The organism is Nonomuraea sp. NPDC048916, from assembly GCF_040649575.1.
In the GTDB taxonomy this organism is placed as follows: domain Bacteria; phylum Actinomycetota; class Actinomycetes; order Streptosporangiales; family Streptosporangiaceae; genus Nonomuraea.
This window is the reverse complement of sequence record NZ_JBEZFS010000004.1, coordinates 95,263-111,393: the sequence shown is the minus strand read 5'-3', so window position 1 is coordinate 111,393 and position 16,131 is coordinate 95,263. Positions and strand designations below refer to the sequence as shown.

13 protein-coding genes are annotated in these 16,131 nt (G+C 73.0%); 5 read left to right on the top strand and 8 right to left on the bottom strand.

Going from position 1 to position 16,131, the window contains the following annotated elements; translation table 11 throughout:
* Positions 1-3: 3 nt before the first annotated feature.
* From AB0C16_RS05035 to AB0C16_RS05010, 6 genes are all read right to left on the bottom strand, one after another.
* On the bottom strand, positions 4-888 hold the full coding sequence (locus AB0C16_RS05035) for a hypothetical protein (protein WP_357679000.1): 885 nt from the start codon (positions 886-888) through the stop codon (positions 4-6).
* A 461-nt stretch (positions 889-1,349) separates the two neighbouring features.
* Complete coding sequence (locus AB0C16_RS05030; RefSeq protein ID WP_357678998.1) at positions 1,350-2,240, bottom strand: hypothetical protein; 891 nt, start codon at positions 2,238-2,240, stop codon at positions 1,350-1,352.
* A 48-nt stretch (positions 2,241-2,288) separates the two neighbouring features.
* Positions 2,289-4,322, bottom strand: a complete 2,034-nt coding sequence (locus AB0C16_RS05025; protein WP_357678996.1) for an MMPL family transporter — start codon at positions 4,320-4,322, stop codon at positions 2,289-2,291.
* A 75-nt stretch (positions 4,323-4,397) separates the two neighbouring features.
* Positions 4,398-5,048: a response regulator transcription factor gene (locus AB0C16_RS05020; RefSeq protein ID WP_357678994.1), complete on the bottom strand. Its 651-nt coding sequence runs from the start codon at positions 5,046-5,048 to the stop codon at positions 4,398-4,400.
* A complete protein-coding gene (locus AB0C16_RS05015; RefSeq protein WP_357678992.1) occupies positions 5,045-6,118 on the bottom strand; it encodes a sensor histidine kinase in 1,074 nt (357 codons plus the stop codon). The genes AB0C16_RS05020 and AB0C16_RS05015 overlap by 4 nt, the downstream gene beginning before the upstream one ends.
* A 23-nt stretch (positions 6,119-6,141) precedes the next feature.
* Positions 6,142-7,563 (bottom strand): hypothetical protein, encoded by a 1,422-nt coding sequence (locus AB0C16_RS05010; RefSeq protein ID WP_357678990.1) that lies wholly within the window; start codon positions 7,561-7,563, stop codon positions 6,142-6,144.
* Positions 7,564-7,716: 153 nt separating this feature from the next.
* Here AB0C16_RS05010 and AB0C16_RS05005 point away from each other — a divergent pair, with 153 nt between their 5' ends.
* Both AB0C16_RS05005 and AB0C16_RS05000 read left to right on the top strand, forming a co-directional pair.
* Positions 7,717-8,373, top strand: coding sequence for a response regulator transcription factor (locus AB0C16_RS05005; RefSeq protein ID WP_357678988.1), 657 nt, complete (start codon positions 7,717-7,719; stop codon positions 8,371-8,373).
* Positions 8,370-9,527 (top strand): HAMP domain-containing sensor histidine kinase, encoded by a 1,158-nt coding sequence (locus tag AB0C16_RS05000; RefSeq protein WP_357678986.1) that lies wholly within the window; start codon positions 8,370-8,372, stop codon positions 9,525-9,527. The genes AB0C16_RS05005 and AB0C16_RS05000 overlap by 4 nt, the downstream gene beginning before the upstream one ends.
* 129 nt (positions 9,528-9,656) lie before the next feature.
* Here the strand turns inward: AB0C16_RS05000 and AB0C16_RS04995 are convergent, their stop codons facing one another.
* Positions 9,657-12,785, bottom strand: a complete 3,129-nt coding sequence (locus AB0C16_RS04995) for a hypothetical protein (RefSeq protein ID WP_357678984.1) — start codon at positions 12,783-12,785, stop codon at positions 9,657-9,659.
* A 202-nt stretch (positions 12,786-12,987) separates the two neighbouring features.
* Positions 12,988-14,844, bottom strand: coding sequence for a propionyl-CoA synthetase (locus AB0C16_RS04990; RefSeq protein ID WP_357678982.1), 1,857 nt, complete (start codon positions 14,842-14,844; stop codon positions 12,988-12,990).
* A gap of 62 nt (positions 14,845-14,906) precedes the next feature.
* On the opposite strand from AB0C16_RS04990, the gene AB0C16_RS04985 reads away from it, so the two are divergent.
* From AB0C16_RS04985 to AB0C16_RS04975, 3 genes are read left to right on the top strand one after another with little or no spacing between them, the layout of a single operon-like run.
* Positions 14,907-15,545 carry a nucleotidyltransferase domain-containing protein gene (locus AB0C16_RS04985; RefSeq protein ID WP_357678980.1) on the top strand — a complete coding sequence of 213 codons (639 nt, stop codon included), beginning with the start codon at positions 14,907-14,909 and terminating at the stop codon, positions 15,543-15,545.
* A complete protein-coding gene (locus tag AB0C16_RS04980) occupies positions 15,542-15,766 on the top strand; it encodes a nucleotidyltransferase domain-containing protein (protein ID WP_357678978.1) in 225 nt (74 codons plus the stop codon). Before AB0C16_RS04985 ends, AB0C16_RS04980 begins: the two co-directional genes overlap by 4 nt.
* Entirely contained in the window at positions 15,738-16,007 is a 270-nt protein-coding gene (locus tag AB0C16_RS04975; protein ID WP_357678976.1) for a hypothetical protein, read from the top strand. The genes AB0C16_RS04980 and AB0C16_RS04975 overlap by 29 nt, the downstream gene beginning before the upstream one ends.
* Positions 16,008-16,131 lie beyond the last annotated feature (124 nt).

Sequence of the window (16,131 nt, the reverse complement as noted above, 5' to 3'; positions counted from 1 at the left end):
GGCTCAGGGCTCGAGGTGCCGGAATGCCTCGTGGGCGGAGCTCACGCTCCGCCTCAGCGCCTGCTCCAGCTGGTCGGCGTCCTGAGCCAGCCGGGTGATCTCGGGCACGGCGAACCGGTCGGCCCCGGATTCGGCCACCAGTTCCTCGTACTGGTGGAGCCTGCCGCGCAGCTCCTCGATCTGGTGGCGGGCCCGGTAGGCGCGTTCGGCGTCGGCGACGTGCGCCGCGTAACGTTCCAGCGCCTCCACCCTGGCGACGACGGCGTCCTCGCTGCTGTCCAGGGCCTGCGCGAGCGGCTCGGCCACGGCGGCGACCTCGGGCGTGACGCCCTCCGACACGGTCCGCCGGTGCTTGGCGCGCAGCGAGGACAGCTTGGCGAGCAGCCGGGCGATCTCCCATTCCTGCGCGGGCAGCATCACCGCGTTGCGCACGTCGTCCAGCAGCCCTTCGTTGTTGACGGCCGAGCCGGACACGGTGCGGATGGCCCGCTGGGCGCGGGCGAGCAGCCTGCGGGAGGATTCGTCGAGGTCGTCGGGCAGCACATAGCGGTCCTCGTACCAGCGCAGCTGCTCGTAGATCCCCCGGTCGACGGCCGTCTGCTCGTGCTCGTCTCCCAGGTCGCTCTTGACGAAGATCAGAACCAGCAAGGGGACGGCGATGAGCAGGATCACCATCAGGCCGGCGCCGCCGCGCCCGACGGTGAGCATCAGCCCGAGCATCACTCCCAGGATGACGACCGCCATGGCGACGCGGGCCGGGATGTTCGCCCGCGACGCCTCTGCATGGGGGGTCCAGCCGTCCCGCATCCTGATCAGAACCTGCAGGCTCTCCCTGATCAGCCGAGCGTCCTCCGGCGGTACCTCTGGATCCACCACGACGTCCACCACGAATCCGGATCATATGGGATGTCATCCGCGTATGCCGCGAAACGACCCGTTGGCGCGGGCGCCACTGTCGCGTTACGCGCCCCGGCGGGGTCAGCCTTCCAGATTGGCGGAATGCCTCGTGGGCGGAGCGGACACTGTCGCGCAACGCCCGCTCCAGCAGGTCGGCGTCCTCGCCCAGCCTGCCCAGCTCGGGCACGGCCGCCTCCCCGGCTCCCGACTCGGCCAGCAACTCCTCATAGCGCGGCAGCCGGGCGCTGAGCCGTTCGATCTGGTGGGACGACGGCTCCCGGGATCGGCACCTGCCGCCGGTGCGGGGGCGTCCACCCGGCGCGCATCCTCAGCAGGAGCTTGCGATTGTCACGGAGAAGTTCGGCGATCTCGTCGGGCACCGCCGGGTCCACTACCACCTTCGCATGACGGCCGGCCACCTTATGGATCCTATGTAGCGGTCTGTCTCGGTGTCAGCCCTCCAGGTAGCGGAACGCCTCGTGCGCGGAGCTCACGCTGCGCCGCAGCACGCGTTCCAGCGCGTCGGCGTCCTCCGCGAGCCGTTCGATCTCGGGCACGGCCAGCGCGTCGGCGCCGGACTCGGCCAGCAGCTCCTCGTAGCGCGGCAGCCGGGCCCGCAGCTCCTCGATCTGGCTTCTGGCGTGGTAGGCGCGTTCGGCGTCGGCGACGTGCCCGGCGTAACGCTCCAGCGCCTCGACCCGCGCCACCACGGCCGCCTCGCTGTTGACCAGCGCCTTCTCCAGGGGCTCGACCACGGCGGCCACCTCCGGGGCGACGCCCCGGGCGAGCAGTTCGTGGTGCTCGGCGCGCAGCGCGGACAGCTTGGCGAGCAGCCGGGCGATCTCCCACTCCTGCTCCGGCAGCATCATCGCGTTGCGGGCGCCGTCGAGCAGGCCCTCGGCGTTGACGTGGGAGCGCAGCACCGAGCCGATGGCCCGCTGCGCCCGCGTGAGCACCGCCGCGGCCTCCTCGTCGAAGTCCTCCGGCAGCAGGTAGCGGCCGTCGTACCAGCGGGCCTGCTCGTAGACGCCGCGCTCCCGGGGCCGGTCGGTCACGGGCAGCTCGTTCAGGGAGGCCATCTTGACCAGCACGACGAAGACGAACATGCCCAGCACGACGAACCCGACCGGCGCCGCCGGCGACTCCAGCAGCACCGCCATCACGGCGAGCACCAGGGGCGTGGCCGCCAGCAGCACCACGCTGGAGGTGGCGCGCCGGCGGCGCTCGGGCGGCGGCGTGGCGGGCGGCACCCACCCGGACCGGATCCTGGACAGCAGCAGGGCGTTGGAGCGCAGCAGTCCGGAGACCTCCCGGGGCACGCCCGGGTCCACCACCACACCCACGCTCTGTCTTGGCACCCTGGCGCCCCCAACGCTCGTGATGCCCGTAGACTACGGAACATTTCGCCCGTGCGTCAGCCTCGCGGAGGACAGTCCGGGAAACCACCAGTTGCGCTCGCCGAGCACCTCCATGGCGGCGGGCACCAGGACCAGGCGGACCACGGTGGCATCGACCAGCACGGCGGCGGCGAGCCCGACGCCCATGATCTGCAGCGCGCGGTCGTCGAACGCGCCGAACGCGGCGAACACGCAGAACATGATCGTGGCGGCGGCGGTGATGACCCTGGCCGTCCTGGCCAGCCCGGCCGTGACGGCCCGCCCGTTGTCGCGGGTCCGCTCGTACTCCTCCCTGACCCGGGAGAGCAGGAACACCTCGTAGTCCATCGACAGCCCGAACGTGATGACGAACAGCATCATCGGCACCCAGGCGTCGATGGGCCCGGCGCTGCCGCGGCCGAGCACGTCCCACTGGAAGACCGCGACGACCACCCCGTACGCGGCGCCGATGGATAGCAGGTTGACCACGATGGCCTTCACCGGCAGCAGCAGGCTGCGGAATACGGCCATGAGCAACGCGAACGAGGCCAGCAGCACGGCGGCCACGGTCCACGGCAGCCGCTCGGCGGAGAACTCCGCGAAGTCGCCGGCGGCCGCGGTGGAGCCGGTCACCAGGACGGGGGCGGGCAGTTCGGCGCGCAGGCGGTGGATCAGCTCGGTGGTGGCCTCGTCCTGCGGCCCGCCGGCGGGCACGACCAGCGCGGCCCGCTCCCCCACGGCGTACGCCCGCGCCACCCCGGGCGTCCGGCGTGCCTGCTCGACGACCTGCCCGACGGCGATCGCGCCGCCGTCCGACGCTGCGTCCGGGCCGGCGATCGCCAGCACCAGCGGGCCCTGCGCGCCGGGTCCGAAGCCCTTGGCCAGCAGGTCGTGGGCTCGCCTGGTGGTGTCGGTGACCGGCCGGTCGCCCGCGTCGGACCAGCCGGCGCGCAGTTGCGTCGCGGGCAGTGCCAGCACGAGGAGCAGGCCGAGCGCCAGCAGGCCGGCCGGCCACGGCCTGCGTTGCACGACCCTGCTCCACCGCGAGGCCAGCGGCTCCTTCCCGGTACGGCGGGGTAGCGCGAACCTGTCGACCCCGGTGCCGATCATCCGCAGCAGCGCGGGCAGCAGGGTGAGGGAGGCGAGCATGACCATGAGCACCCCGCAGCCCGCGGCCAGCGCGACGCCGCCGCCGAGCGAGGGGCCGAGGAACAGGATGCCCGCCCCGGTGGTGATCACGATGATCCCGGCGAACAGCACGGACCTGCCCGCCGTGCGCATGGCCTGTTCGACCGCCTGCTGTACGCCGAGCCCCTCGTCGAGGCAGGAGCGGAACCGGGTGACGATGAGCAGCGCGTAGTCGATGCCCACGCCGAGCCCCAGCATGATCGTGAGATAGACCGCGAAGTCAGGCGCCGGCACGACGTTCCGCAGCACGGTGAGCAGCGCGACGCCGCCGGTCACGCCGATGATGCCGATGATCAGTGGAAGGGCCGCGGCGACCAGCGACCGGAACGCCACCAGCAGCACCACCGCCGCGGCCACCAGCCCGGCGCCCTCGACGGCTCCCCCAGGTGTGAAGTCCGCCAGGTCGTCGCCGGCCAGCTCCGCGGTCACGCCGGGCGCATGAAAGTCGTCACGCAGCTGCCTGATCCGCTCGGCGGCGCCGGCTCCGGAGAATTCGAGGGGGATGGTGCCGATCGTCCCGTCGGGGGTGATCTGACCGAACAGCTCGTCGTCCCCGGACGGCCTCTCGGCCGTGCCCGCGCGCACGCCGGGGACGCTGTTCAGGCGGTCGACCAGTCCGGCCACGGCCTGGCGTACCGCCGGGCCGCCGACGCCGGACGAGGCGGAGATCACGAGCGTGCCCGGGGGCTCGGCCGGCAGGTCGCCGAGCATCTCGGCGGCCCGTTGACTCTCGGAGGCGGGGAGCGTGAAGTCGTCGTTCGCCGGGCCGGGCCAGGCGGTCGCGGCGGCGACCAGGGCGGCCGTCAGCGCGAGCCAGAGCATCAGGACGAGGCGCCGGTGGCGGGTGCAGAAGGCGATCATGCCGCCGACGGTAGAAACCGCGGGCCCGCCAGGTCGTCCACCCACCGCGGACGACGCAGTACACCGCGCGCGGTATCAGGCGTGGCGGCCGGGGCGGACGAGGCCGGTCTCGTAGCCGAGCACCACGAGTTGCGCCCGGTCGTGTACAGCCAGTTTGCTCATCATGCGGTTGACGTGCGTCTTGACCGTGGCCGGGCTCATCACCAGCCGCTCGGCGATCTGGAGGTTCGTGAGGCCCTGGGCGACCTGGACCAGCACTTCGCGCTCGCGGCCCGTCAGCGGGGCCAGGCGGTCGGTGCTGACCGCGCTGGACCGGGCGGCGAACTCCTCGATGAGCCGGCGCGTGACGCCCGGGGAGAGCATCGCGTCGCCGCGGGCCGCGACCCGCACGGCGTGGCGGATCTCGGCCGGTTCGGCGTCCTTGACGAGGAAGCCGCTGGCCCCGGAACGGAGCGCCTCGTAGACGTACTCGTCGAGGTCGAAGGTGGTGACCACGACGACCCGAGTGCGGCCGGAGGCGATCCGGCGGGTGGCCTCCAGGCCGTCGAGGCCGGGCATCCGGATGTCCATGAGCACCACGTCCGGCGAGAGCCCGCCGGCCAGTCGCACCGCCTCGATGCCGTCGGCCGCCTCGGCCACGACACTCAGGTCGTCCTCGGTGTCCAGCAGGGCCCGTAGCCCGGCCCTGACCAGCGGCTGGTCGTCGGCCAGCAGGATCGTGATCACGCGGGCAGTCTCGCCACGACGCGGAACCCGTTCGAGGGGCCGTCGCCGGTGGTGAGCCGCCCTCCGACGGCGGCCACGCGTTCGGCCATCCCGGTCAGGCCGTGGCCGTACAGGTGGCCGTGCGGGGCATCGCCGCCGCCGTCGTCGTCCACCTGTACGGTCACGGCGTCCGGCTCGTAGGTCAGGGTGACCACCGCCTTGGTGGCGGCCGCGTGCCGGATGGTGTTGGTCAGCGCCTCCTGCACCACCCGGTAGACGACCAGGTCGACGGCGGGCGGCAGCGGGCGCCGGTCGCCGACGACGGACAGGCCGACCGGCAGCCCGGCCCCGTCCAGCAGGCCGGGCAACCTGCCGGTGCCGGGCAGCGGCTGCCGGGAGTCGGGGCGGAGGACGCCGAGCACGCCCTTCATCTCGGCCAGGGCCTGGCGGCTGGACGTACGGATGACCTGGAGGGCGGTCCTGGCCTCCGGCGGGCCGCCCGCGCGCTCGACGGCCTCGGCGGCGACGGCGGCATGCAGCGCGATCACCGACACCGTGTGGGAGGTGACGTCGTGGAGCTCCCTGGCGACGCGCAGCCGCTCCTCCTGGGCGCGGCGCAGCGCCTCCTCCTCGCGGGTGCGTTCGGCGTCGGCGGCCCGCCGCTCCACCTCGGCCGTGTAGGCGCGCCTGGCCCGCGACACCTCGGCGGGCTGGGCGACGACGAGCACGAGCAGCGCCCAGATGACCACCCCGACCACCCGGTCCGGCTCCGGGTGCAGCGCCACCGCGGCGGCGGGCACGCCGATCAGGAACGCCACGCCCGCCCAGCCGGCCGCCCGCCTGCCGGAGGAGATGGTCGCGAACACCGCGACCAGGGCGGGCGCCGGCCAGAACGCGTAGGCGTAGCCGCGCGCGAAGCAGACGACCGCCGCCCCCACGCAGACGGCCAAGGCGAGCTCGGGCCGCCCGCGCAGCCAGGCCAGCCCGAGCGCGGACAGGACCAGCAGCGCGTAGCCGGGCAGGTCGAGCGGCGTGGCGTACGGCTGATTGCCGTACGCCAGGAACGTCGAATAGACGTCGATCACTGCCATGCCGCATACCAGCCCGAACGTCCTCACACCGGCACACGATAATCCGCTCGCCTCACCGGCGCGATATCGCCGATGCGGTACCCGTGCACGGCCAGCGCGGCGGCGACGCAGGCGAACGGGATGGCGGGCAGCACGTAGCGGTGGTCGAAGTCGAGCGCGGCCACCGGCGCGACGAGCAGGAACATCGAGAACGTCCACGGCAGCAGCGCCGGGCGGCGGCGGCCGATCGAGCCCGCCCCGCCGGCCAGCAGCAGCACGCCGAAGAGCGTCCCGTGCAGGAACCACGGGTAGGGGTAGGCGGACAGGATCGTGCCCCACGGCTCGACCGAGCTCATGCCGCGGATGCCGGGGTCGTACTCCCTGCGCACCTTCCCGATGAGCGAGTGCTCCTCCGGCAGCGTCCACGAGCCGTGCGGGAAGGTGGACATGGGCGTGACCCGCTTCGGGTGCGGCACCGGCTCCCAGGTGAAGGCGAGCGAGGTGTCCCCGACCACCTCGCCCAGGTAGTCCAGCGGCTGGGCGGCGATGGCCCGCAGGGCGAAGCTCCTGGCCAGGTCGTTGTAGCCGAAGCGGTCGCCGGGCAGCCGGTTGAGCGAGGCTCCGGCCGCCCAGACGTACTCGGAGGCGGCGTCCACGACGGTGCCGTTCGGGCAGAGCACGGCCTCCTTCGCGGGCGGCCGGATGACCGAGCAGTCGGCGAAGGTCATGGTCCGCGCCCACAGCGCCACCCCGTCGGAGCCGCTCAGCGCGAACCGGCCGTGGTGCTGGGCGTACCAGGTGGCGTAGGCGAGCAGCGGCAGCGCGCCCGCGACGACCGCGGCCACGATCCTGCGCCGGCCGGCCCGCCGTATGAGCAGGTAGAGCACGAGCAGGCCGAGCAGCGGCACCGCGGCCGTGCGGGTGAGGCCGGCGAGCGCGAGAAGGAGCCCGGCGAGCGCGGCCGCCCGCGTGGACACCCGCTCACGCCACATCACGACGAGGAGCGCGGCCACGACCAGGAAGATGACCTGCAAGTCGGACAGGATGGCGTGCTCCAGCCGCACGAACGACGGGTCGAACAGCACCGGCAGCGTGGCCAGGCTCGCGCCCCAGCCGGGCAGCGACCGGCGGCGCAGCAGCACGTAGATCATCACCCCGATGCCCAGGCCCATCACGTGCTGCACCCCGGCGATCAGCTCCACGCTGTGGAAGGGCCGCATCACCCACAGGAACCAGGAGTAGCCGGCCGGGTGCAGAGCCCCCTGCGGTCGCAGGTGGACGGCGGTGTCGAGATAGGTGAAGGAGTCGTACCAGTAGAGCTGCGCGGTGTCATAGCCGAGCATGACGAGCACGCGCAGCGCGGCGGCCAGCGCGAGCACGAACACGAACAGCCGGTGCCCCTGGTGCCTCCGCGCGGTCACGCCGTGCGGGCGTGACCGGCTGAACACCGTGAGGGTGGTGGCCATGGTGGTCCCCCGAGGATGGACCGGGCGGATCCCGGCCGTAGGGGACGAAGTCCACCGATCGCGCGATAACGTCGGCGTCACCAATTGTGGTTATGCCCGCGTTATGTGGTTGCGGGCACACTGACGGGCATTCATGATCTTTTGGGGGCAAGGTTGCGTGTTCTGATCGCCGAGGACGAGCGGATGCTCGCCGACTCGATCGTCGAGGGGCTGAGGGGTGAGGCCCTGGCCGTTGACGTCGCCTACGACGGCGAGGCGGCGATCGAACGGCTCGGCGTCCACGACTACGACGTGCTGATCCTCGACCGGGACCTCCCGCTGGTGCACGGCGACGACGTGTGCGGCACGGTGGTCGAGCGAGGGTGGCCGGTGAGGGTGCTGATGCTGACCGCCGCGGGCGACGTGCGCTCCAGGGTGGCGGGGCTGTCTCTGGGGGCCGACGACTACCTGCCCAAGCCGTTCGCGTTCGAGGAGCTGGTCGCGCGGGTGCACGCGCTCGGCCGCCGGGCCAGGCCGGCCGACCCGCCGATGCTGGAGCGGGCGGGCGTGCGGCTCGACTGGGCGCACCGGCAGGTGTTCCGCGAGGGCCGGTACGTGCCGCTGGCCCGCAAGGAGTTCGGCGTGCTGGCCGAGCTGCTGCGCGCCCAGGGGGCCGTCGTCTCGGCCGAGAAGCTGCTGGAGAAGGTGTGGGACGAGCACATCGACCCGTTCACCAACACGGTGCGGACCACGATGGCCAAACTGCGCAAGAAGCTGGGCGAGCCCCAGGTCATCGAGACCGTGCCCGGATCGGGGTACCGCATCCCATGAGCCTGCGCCTGCGGTTCGCGCTGGCCTGCGCGGGCGTGTTCCTGGTGATCGCCGGGCTCGCGCAGGCCGCCATCTACCTCGTCGTCCAGACGAGTCTCCAGTACCGGGCCTCCGTGTTCACCCCCGACCGCATCGACATCGAGCGGGACGGCTACGGCATCTACGGCGCGCGGTTCTCGGACGGGTATGAGCTGGCCCGGGGGTTCGCGCTCAAGGTGCACGCCACCTACAGGGACAGCGTCCTCGCCAACGTGCGCAACCTCGGCGGGCTGGTCGTGCTCGGCGGCACGGGGGCGGCGTTCGGGCTCGGCTGGCGGGCGGCGGCCTGGGTGTCGCGGCCGGTCAGGGACGTCACCGAGACCGCGCGCCGGGTCGCGCAGAGCCACAACCTGACCGAGCGCATCGGCTACGACGGGCCGCGCGACGAGGTGAAGGAGCTGACCGACATCTTCGACACCATGCTCGGCCGGCTGGCCCGCTCGTTCGAGGGGCAGCGGCGGTTCGTGGCCAACGCCTCCCACGAGCTGCGCACGCCGCTGACGATCAACCGCACGCTGGTGGACGTGGCGGTGCGCCGGCCCGACGCGACCGACGACGTCAAACGGCTCGGCGAGTCGCTGCTGCTGGTCAACACCCGGCACGAACGGCTCATCGACGGGCTGCTGGCGCTGGCGGAGGGCGAGCAGGCGGTGCTGGACCACCGCCCGTTCGACCTGACCGACGTGGCCGAGCACGTGCTGGACCAGGTGGGCGGGGAGGCGGCCGAGCGGGAGGTGACCATCCACCGGCTGCTCGACTCGGCGCCCACCACCGGGGAGGCGGTCCTGGTGGAACGGCTGGTGCAGAACCTGGTGGAGAACGCGATCCGGCACAACCATCCCAAGGGCGAGGTGTGGGTGACGACCCGGCAACGCACGGAACGCGTGGAGCTGGTGGTGGCCAACACCGGGCTGCAGGTGCCGCCGTACGAGATCGAGTCGATCTTCCAGCCGTTCCGGCGGCTGCACGGCGACCGGCTGCGGTCGGACCGGGGCAGCGGGCTCGGGCTGTCGATCGTGCGGGTCATCACCGAGGCGCACGACGGCACGGTCACCGCCCGGCCACGGGACGAGGGCGGGCTCACGATCACCGTGGAGCTCCCTGCGGCCGACTAGGGCTTACGGCGTACGCGCCGGTGACCGCGCCACCAGGCCGCGCACGCCGGCCATGGTCCCCGCCAGGTCATGCTCTGCGCACACCGGTCATGCTCTGCGCCCGGTCACGGTCCGCGCAGGTCAGCTCGGTCAGGATCTGCGTACGTCGCGGAGCACTTCTTCGGGGATGCCCGCCTCGAGCAGGGCCGTCCAGCTGCCGGACCGCTCGAACAGCAGTGACTCCACGAACGGCAGCAGTGCCTCGCGGTCGGCCCGCGCCTCCAGCAGCTCGCGCAGGATCCGGGCGCGGTCCTGGAAGGGCAGGTCGGGGCCGTCGAGCGTGAGCGCGCGCAGGAGCAGCCGCAGCGGCCTGCCCCGGCCGGCGGCGGAGGCCGCGGGCAGCGCGGCGACCGCGTCGAGGTAGCGGGCGAGCCGGTCGCCCGGGGACTCGGTCATCAGCGCCTCCCGCACCAGCCGGCCGAACGTGGTGACGCGGCCCCGCGGCCGCACGACGACGTCGTCGCCGTCGCCCGGCGCGGCGTGCGGCAGCGCGTCGAGATCGGCGTTCAGCAGGTAGGGCCGTTCGTTCCCGGCGGGCGCCCGCCGGGCGCTCCGGCCCGCCTCCACGTCGCCGAACCACCAGTCGGTGGCGTCGAAGTCGGCCGGCTCGGGAGGCCCGCCCAGCAGGATGTCACGGCTCGTGCCGACGACGCGCCGCGCCGACAGCGCCCTGACCAGTCCCTGCCATCCCTCGTCGCCGAGCTGGCTCTTCCACAGCCGCGTGTACGAGCGCCACCGGTCGAAGGCGGGTGTGTCGCGCAGCAGCGCCGCGACGCTGACCGGCTCCTCCGAGGCGCACACGATCAGCAGCGTGAGGTTGGCCGAGTAGGCCGCCAGCCGCCGCGGCACCGGATGCCGCACCGGCGCGAACCCGGTGCAGGAGCGCCGCCGCCGCTCGTACAGGGAGCCGCGCAGCAGCCGCGTGAGCAGGGCGACGCTCCGGGCGCGGACGTCGGGCGGCAGCGCCCGCAGCAGTTCCATGGAGAAGCCCACGATCGGGCCCCGCTCGGCCAGGCAGGAGAACGACGTGACGGCGTAGAGCAGGTCGTCGTCGGTCTCCTGCCCGACGGCGGCGACCAGCTCCTCCTCGGCCAGTAGCTGCCGCCTGACCAGGTCCTGGACGGCGGTCACCACCAGCGAGCCCACCAGGAACTCGCCGAAGGTGGCGTGCAGGAACTCGTAGCCGCGCTCGCGGCCGCCGCCGGGGCGCGGTTCGTTCGCGTGGACGAAGAAGAACCGGGCGGCGGCGCTGCGCGCCCACTCCTCGCCGTCACCCCGCTCGAAGCCCTGCTCGCGCTGCCCGAAGCCGTGCCCGAAGCCTTGCTCGCGCTGCTCGAAGCCCTTCCTTGAGCCTTGCTCGCGCTGCTCGAAGCCCTTCCTTGAGCCTTGCTCGCGCTGCTCGAAGCCCTTCCTTGAGCCTTGCTCGCGCTGCTCGAAGCCCTGCTCGAACAGCGCGGGGAGGTCTCCGCCGAGCGCGGACTCGGTGACGGTCGAGCGCCCGCGCGCGAACATCGACAGCGCGACACCACCCAGCCGGACCAGCTCGCGCTCCACGAGCCTGCGCCTGCGGGCGGCCGGCAGCGAACGCGCCTCCGGCTCCCTGTCGATCTCCCGGGCCGCGAAGTCGCGGATCAGCGACTCGTAGAGGCGGGCCCGGCCCAGCTCGGAGCCATCGCGCAACGCGTCGCCGGACGCGTCGTAGAGGGCCAGCAGCAGCAGGAGCAGCGGCTGCCTGGCCGCCTCGCCCTGCGCCAGCGCGACGTCCGCCGACAGCGGCTTGCGGTCGTGCCGGGCGAGCAGGCCGTGGTTGGTCTGGTCCCAGATCTCCAGCCACCTGCGCACCTGGTCGTCGTCGAACGGCCGCAGCTGGAGCGCCAGCACTCCCTCGGGGAACCTCACCCGGTCGGCCACCACGGTCCGGCTGGTCACGATCACCGCGACGGGCCGGTTGATCCTGGCCTGCCCGCTCTGGAACTCCTGGAGCTGCTCCAGGTAGTCGTAGCGGCCGGTGCCTGCCGCCTGGACCAGCTCGTCGAACCCGTCGAGCATGATGACCGGCAGCGCCCCGTCGCCCGCGTCCACCAGCTCCTGGTATCTCACGTCCTCGTCGAGCACGGCGGAGATGCCCTGCTCGATCTGGGACGTGACGGTCGAGTGCGGCGCGACGTCGCGCAGCTCCACCCGGATCGGCAGGAACTCCGACGTCGCCAGCCGCGCCGCGAGCACCTCGGTCAGCTTCGACTTGCCCGAGCCGGGCTCGCCGAGCACCACCAGCGGCGCCCGCGTGGCGTGCGGCGACGTGAGGTGCCCGACAAGGAACGCCTCGGTGTCGGGCAGCCCGGCCCGGCCCTCCCACCAGCCTTTCAGCGCGGGCGCGGACTCGCGGGTCATCTCCGCCACCCGGCAGCGCGGGGTGATGTACCCCTCCCCCAGCAGCGGCAGCGTGACGTCGCCCGGCGCCTTGCCGGCGGCCGTCAGCGGCTGGTCGAGGGCACTGGCGGCCAGCCTGATCAGGTGGATCCTCGGCCGGTCGCCCACCCGGGGCGGCGCCAGCTCGGCCAGCAACCGCGCCACCCGCGACAGCCCGGCGTCGAGCGACTGGGACTCCGTGACCAAGCTCCACACCCTGAACTCCGGGGTGGCGGCGGCCAGCAGCAGGTAGTCCTCGTCGTAGATCCGCAGCGCCCGCGCCGGCGGGCCCTCGGCGAGCAGCAGCGGCAGCCGTACCTGGTCGTCGGCGGAGAGCCGCTCCCACACCGGCTGCCCGCGCACGTAGCGCGCCAGGGTCTGCGACATCTCCCGGTAGGTCCGCGCCACGGCTTCCCGGGTCTCGGCGTGCGGGCGGTGCGGCCCGGGCATCGGCAGCGGCTGGGCCAGCAGCTCGCGCAGCAACTCGGCGAACCCGCCGGCCGACGGGCCGCCGAGCGCCAGGTCGGCCTGGTCGCCGCGGTCGGTGCCGAGCCGGCGCAACTCGAACGGTAACCGCGCCTCGCCCAGCGCCTCGAAGTAGGCCGACGCCACGACCACGGCGTGGGCCGCGGCCAGCCGCTGGGTGCGGGCGAACCGGCTGTCACCGCCCTTGCGCTCCGGCACCCGCCGCAGCACGTCCTCGCCGTAGCGCACGATGTCGTCGCGCAGGTCGGACAGGGTGAACATCATCCGTGCGCCACCGGCCAGCGCCCATCCGGTCAGCGCCGCGTTCGAGGCGAATCCGGCCACCTTGGCGAGCCTGTTGTCGTTGCAGCCGAGGATCTTCAGCGCGTCGGCGTAGCTCAGGGTCTGCGTCGTGACTCCTCCACTCCCTGAAGAGAGCGGCTTCTCGCTTCCCCCTGCCGGGTGAAGCCGGCCGTCCCTCGCTGGATCTGATGGCGCGTTCCATTCGCCAGAATGCCTTTCCAGGGCGCGCGGGTCGAGCCGCCGGTCAGAGCGCGTCGGCGATCTCCGTCAGCACCGCCGGATCCTCGATCGTGGACGGGGCGCGGTAGTCGCGCCCGTCGGCGATGTCGCGCATGGTGCCGCGCAGGATCTTGCCGGACCGGGTCTTGGGCAGCCGGCCGACCACCACGGCCCGGCGGAAGGCGGCGACCGGGCCGATCCGCTCGCGGACCAGCGCGGCCAGCTCCCGCTCCACCTCGGCGGGGTCGCGCTCGGCGCCCGCCTTGAGCACTACGAAACCGACCGGCAGCTGCCCCTTGAGCTCGTCGGCCACGCCGATCACCGCGCACTCGGCCACGTCCGGGTGGCCCGCGATGACCTCCTCCATCTGCCCGGTCGACAGCCGGTGGCCGGCCACGTTGATGACGTCGTCGATGCGGCCCATCACGTACAGGTAGCCGTCGTCGTCGAGGTAGCCGCCGTCGCCCGTCAGGTAGTGGCCGGGGAAGCGCGACAGGTAGGACTCGGTGAAGCGGGCCTCGTCGCGGAAGAGGGTGGGCAGGTTGCCGGGCGGCAGCGGCAGCCTGATGGCCACCGCTCCCTCGGCGCCGGGCGGGCAGTCCTCGCCCGAGGAGTCGAGGATGCGCACGTCGTAGCCGGGGACGGGCTTGGTGGGCGAGCCGGGTTTGATCGGCAGCACCTCGATGCCCACGCAGTTGGCGGCGATGGGCCAGCCGGACTCGGTCTGCCACCAGTGGTCGATGACCGGGATGCCGAGCAGGTCGCTCGCCCAGTGGTAGGTGTCGGGGTCGAGCCGCTCACCGGCCAGGAAGAGGTAGCGCAGCGTCGACAGATCCCACTTTTGCGCGAAATCTCCGGACGGGTCCTCTTTCTTGATGGCCCTGATCGCGGTCGGCGCGGTGAACAGCGTCCGCACCCCGTGCATGGCCACCACCCGCCAGAACGCCCCCGGATCCGGCGTGCCGACCGGCTTGCCCTCGTACAGCACGGTCGTGCAGCCGGCCAGCAGCGGCCCGTAGACGATGTAGGAGTGGCCCACCACCCAGCCGACGTCGGAGGCGGCCCAGTAGACCTCGCCCGGGGCGGCGCCGTACACGTTGGACATGCTCCAGTGCAGCGCCACCGCGTGACCGCCGTTGTCGCGGACCACGCCCTTGGGCGCGCCGGTGGTGCCGGAGGTGTAGAGGACGTACAGCGGGTCGGTCGCGGCCACGCTCACGCAGGCGGCCGGCTCCGCGTCGCGCACGGCCGACGCCCAGTCGAGGTCGCGCCCCTGCACCAGCGCGGCGGGCGACTGCGGCCGCTGCAGGATGACGCAGCGTTCCGGCCGGTGCGTGGCCTCCTCCAGGGCGGCGTCCAGCAGCGGTTTGTACGCGACCACGCGGGACGGCTCGATGCCGCACGAGGCCGACAGCACCACCACCGGCCGGGCGTGGTCGATCCGCACGGCCAGCTCACTGGCGGCGAACCCGCCGAACACCACCGAGTGCACGGCGCCCAGCCGCGCGCAGGCCAGCATGGCGATCACCGCCTCGGGCACCATCGGCATGTAGATCACCACGGTGTCGCCCGTGCCGACGCCCAGGTCGCGCAGCAGGCCGGCGGTGCGCGCCACCTCGTCGAGCAGCTCGGCGTAGGTGTAGGCGCGCACGGTGCCGGTGACGGGACTGTCGTAGATCAGCGCCATCCGGTCGCCGTGGCCCGCCTCGACATGCCGGTCGAGCGCGTTGAAGCAGGTGTTGAGCCGGCCGTCGGGAAACCACCGCCCGTCACGCAGGACGGTCTCGGGCGCAACCTCCCAGTCGATGCCCCTCGCCGCCTCCGCCCAGAAACCCTCGGACTCGTCGATGCTGCGCCGGTAGACGGCGTCGAAACCACTCACCCATCGATCAGACCAGCGCCCCGGCCGTACGCGCAACCCCCCGCGCCTGCCAGGGTGGGAGGGTGAGCGATGATCTGATTCTGTCCGTCGTGGTGGGGTCGCGGGCGTACGGGCTGGAGACCGGCGGATCCGACACCGACCGGCGCGGGGTGTTCGTGGCGCCCACGGAGGACTTCTGGCGGCTGACCAAGCCGCCGACGCACCGCGACGGCCCGCTGCCCGAGCAGTTCTCGTGGGAGGTCGAGCGGTTCTGCGTGCTCGCCCTCGACGCCAACCCGACGGTGCTGGAGTGCCTGTGGTCGCCGCTCGTGGAGGTCGCCACCCCGTTCGGCGAGCGGCTGCGCGAGCTGCGGGGCGCGTTCCTGTCACAGCGCGCGCACGAGACGTTCATAGGCTACGCCGACGCCCAATTCCGCCGCCTCGACCCGGAAGCGCCCAGGTGGAAGCAGGCCATGCACATGATCAGGCTGCTGCTCAGCGGGCTGCACCTGGTCCGGCACGGCGACCTGGAGGTGAGGGTGGGCGCGCACCGCGACCGGCTGCTCGCCGTCAGACGCGGCGAGGTGCCGTGGGCCGAGGTCGACGCCTGGCGCCGCTCGCTGACCGCCGAACTGGCCGACGCCGAAAGCGTGCTGCCGGCCGTACCTGATCGGGAGAAAGTGGAGGATTACCTCATCGACGTACGCAGGGGGCACCTGTGAACCCGCCCACCCGGCTGCCCACCCGGCTGCCCGCCGGGCTGCCCGCGGGGTTGCCCGCCTGGTTGCCCGCCTGGCTGCCCGAGATCCCCGGTGAGCAGCCGCATCCGCTGGTGTTCGCCACGGTCAGCGGAGCGCACCTGTACGGTTTCCCGTCGGACGACTCCGATGCTCTACACCTTCCGGGTGCTGGTGATGGGCATACACCTCATGCGCACCGGTGAGCTCGACGCCGACCTGACACACCTGTTCCGGTACGGGCCGCCGTACCTTCCGGAGCTGGTGGCCGCCAAGCGCGAGGCCGAGCACGGCGGGGCGCCGCCCGTGCCCACGGCCGGCGACGACGTGGCGCGGCTGACCGCCGAGCTCCAGGAGGCCCGGGACACGTCGGCCCTGCCCGAGACGGCCACGGCCGGCCCGGCGCTGCACGATCTCGTGGTCCGCACCCGGCTGGGCCGTCCGTGACCTGATGCCCGCGAGCCTCGCGGGACCCCAGGTTCGTGCCCCTCGCGGGACCCCGCGCGGAGCTGCGGTGTCGCGGCTCCGCCGGGTCTCGGCGATCTGCGGCCGGGTTCCTACCGGTCGTGAC

Bases quoted from the DNA above. Each gene is read 5' to 3' on its own strand.
- AB0C16_RS05000 (WP_357678986.1), top strand. From the start codon at position 8,370: ATGAGCCTGCGCCTGCGGTTCGCGCTGGCCTGCGCGGGCGTGTTCCTG.
- AB0C16_RS05015 (WP_357678992.1), bottom strand. From the start codon at position 6,118: ATGGCAGTGATCGACGTCTATTCGACGTTCCTGGCGTACGGCAATCAG.
- AB0C16_RS05025 (WP_357678996.1), bottom strand. From the start codon at position 4,322: ATGATCGCCTTCTGCACCCGCCACCGGCGCCTCGTCCTGATGCTCTGG.
- AB0C16_RS05010 (WP_357678990.1), bottom strand. From the start codon at position 7,563: ATGGCCACCACCCTCACGGTGTTCAGCCGGTCACGCCCGCACGGCGTG.
- AB0C16_RS04975 (WP_357678976.1), top strand. From the start codon at position 15,738: ATGGGCATACACCTCATGCGCACCGGTGAGCTCGACGCCGACCTGACA.